The sequence below is a fragment of the Mesorhizobium sp. B1-1-1 genome (genome assembly GCF_006442955.1).
Taxonomy (GTDB): Bacteria; Pseudomonadota; Alphaproteobacteria; order Rhizobiales; family Rhizobiaceae; genus Mesorhizobium.
In genome coordinates this window covers 1-1050 of the sequence record NZ_VFWW01000031.1, presented here as the reverse complement: position 1 = coordinate 1050, position 1050 = coordinate 1, and the positions used below count along the sequence as shown (strand labels likewise).

Below are 1050 nucleotides of genomic sequence, written 5' to 3'. Positions count from 1 at the left end.
TAGAGCATTTCCTATTTTGGGAGAATCGTAGGATTCCCAAAACCGGATGTTTGTGATTCAAGATGCTGGCTGGATTGGAGGCCAGCATCTGATGACGCGAGCGCTTTCAAATGATCTTCGTGAGCGTGCAGTAGCGGCAGTTGTCGACGGGGAGACCTGCCGTGCGGTTGCCTCGCGCTTTGGCGTTGCGGTTTCCTCTGTGGTGAAGTGGTCGCAGCGTTACCGTGCCACCGGCTCGGTGGCGCCGGGCAAGATGGGCGGACACCGTAAGCGCGTTCTGGAGCCCCATCGGGCTTTCATTGTGGAGCGGATCAATCAGACCTCTGAACTGACGCTGCATCGGCTGAAGGACGAGTTGGATGCGCGCGGGATCAAGGTCTCGCACAATACGGTGTGGCTGTTCTTGAGGCGCGAGGGCCTGAGCTTCAAAAAAAACGCTGTTCGCCCTTGAGCAGGCACGCGCCGATATTGCCCGCAGGCGTCAGCGATGGCGATCCTGGCAGACCGGCCTCGATCCGCAGTGCCTGGTCTTCATCGATGAGACCTGGATCAAGACCAACATGGCTCCGCTGCGCGGTTGGGGGCCGAAGGGCAAGCGGCTGCGCGGCCTGGCTCCGCACGGCCACTGGCGCACGCTGACCTTCCTCGGCGCGCTGCGCTGGGATCGGCTCACAGCGCCTTGCGTCTTCGACGGCCCGATCAACGGCCAATGCTTCCGGGCCTATGTCGAGCAGCAGCTCATCACGGTGCTGAAGCCCGGCGATATTGTCGTCATGGATAATCTGGGAAGTCATAAGTCGGCGGCCATCAGGCAGATGATCAAAGCTGCCGGCGCCAGGCTTTGGTACCTGCCGCCCTATTCCCCGGACCTCAATCCGATCGAGCAGGCCTTCGCCAAGATCAAACACTGGATGCGCCAAGCTCAGAAACGTACAATCGAGGACACTTGGCGCCACATCGGCCACCTCGTCGAAACAATCGAGGCAGCCGAATGCAGGAACTACTTCGAAAACGCAGGCTACGCTTCCGTCAAGATATGAAACGCTCTAG

General features: G+C 59.8%; 1 protein-coding gene. It reads left to right on the top strand.

The window, feature by feature from the left end; all coding sequences use genetic code 11:
- Nucleotides 1–91: 91 nt before the first annotated feature.
- Nucleotides 92–1040, top strand: a protein-coding gene (locus FJ986_RS30325) for an IS630 family transposase (RefSeq protein WP_140501651.1) whose coding sequence is annotated in 2 segments (ribosomal slippage) — nt 92–427 and nt 429–1040 — 948 coding nt in all. Because the reading frame shifts where the segments join, the coding sequence is not laid out codon by codon here.
- The last annotated feature ends 10 nt before the right edge of the window (nt 1041–1050 follow it).